Raw genomic sequence first — 1,286 nt, forward strand, 5'->3', positions numbered from 1 at the left:
GCGCGGCCGTCCGGCGCGCGGGCGTGGACGAGCGCCCCCGGCGGGCGGGCCTCGACGTCGCCGACGGCCGCCTCGATCCGGCGGACCCGGCCGTGCCGGGCGAGGTCCTGGCCGACGAGCCGCTCGAAGTCGTCCGAACGGAGCATCTTGTAGCGCAGCGGCTCGATCCCGGCCTCGATCGGCCGCCCGTCGGGAGAGTGCACCCGCAGCCGGGTCCAGGACGCGTGGACCGCCGGGTCCCAGCGGCCGGGGCCCGCCTCCCAGAAGCACCAGGTGCGCGCGGGCGGGCGCAGCGGTCCCGGCGGGGCCTCCAGCAGGACGGCGGAGAGCGGCCGTCCGCCGGGCGCGGGGCGGGCGAGACGGTGGGCGAGGGAGAGCCCCGCGGCGCCCGCCCCGATGATGACGACGTCGGCGTCGAACACGCTGCTGTCTCCCTCCTTCCGCGTCCTTCGGTCGCCGCGGCCCGTGCGATCCGTCTGCCCGAGCCGATCCTTCCGGTCGAGCCGATCCTTCCGGTCGAGCCGATCCATCCGGTCGGCCCGGTCGGCCCGGCCAGCTCAGTGGGCTCCGGCGGCCCCTGTCCGTCCGGTCGGCCCGATCGGCCCAGTGGGCTCCGGCGGCCCGCTTCGTCCGGTCGGTCCGGGAGGTGTACCCCGTTCGGTCGGGAAGTCCTCGGGGGCGGCGGGCGGTACGTCCCGACGGCGTCCGGGGAGCGGGCCTCGGTCCGGCGCCGGCGGGGGCAAGCGGTACGTCGCGGCACCGCCCGGTGGGCCGGCCTCGGCGCGGTGGCGGCCCGGGCGGGCGTTCGGGTGCGCGGGGTGGGCGTGTCACCCGGCTGCGGGCACCGGGGACGGCAGTCGGGTGATGTCCCCGGTGCGTCGCGTGTCACCCGGCAGGCGCAGCGCGCGGTGGTGCCGACCGGGGTGCGCGACCGGCCCGCGCCCCCGGTGGTCCGCCCGCGCCCCGGTCCGCGGGCCCGCCCCGGCCGGTGCCCGGCCCGGTTTGGCGTGCGGTGGTCGCGGCTACTCCTTGTCCGGACCCGGCGTCGTCGTGGCGGCAGCGACCGCCGCCCCGGCGACGGGCACCGGGCGGGAGGGCCGCGTCGTCCCCGCCGCGACGGAGCCGGTGTGCGCGCCGTGCTCCGTACGGGGGAACCTCGGTCCGTCCGACCGCCCAGCGCGCACCGCGGCGCATCCGTCCCCCCGGTGCGCGGTGAACCCGATGACGACGCCAGCGCCGATGGCGAGGCCCCCCGACGAGGAGAACCGGCATGCGACCGACCCCGG

At 79.6% G+C, this 1,286-nt stretch carries 2 protein-coding genes; both read right to left on the reverse strand.

What is annotated here, in order from left to right; translation table 11 throughout:
• Positions 1-422, reverse strand: a 422-nt coding sequence (locus GA0115242_RS35830; protein WP_256089834.1) for a lycopene cyclase family protein, incomplete at its 3' end; no start/stop codon positions are given.
• Positions 423-1,022: 600 nt separating this feature from the next.
• A partial coding sequence (locus GA0115242_RS41305; protein ID WP_218088660.1) for a hypothetical protein occupies positions 1,023-1,286 on the reverse strand: 264 nt, incomplete at its 5' end.

The sequence above is a fragment of the Streptomyces sp. SolWspMP-5a-2 genome, assembly GCF_900091845.1.
Classification (GTDB): Bacteria; Actinomycetota; Actinomycetes; order Streptomycetales; family Streptomycetaceae; genus Streptomyces; species Streptomyces doudnae.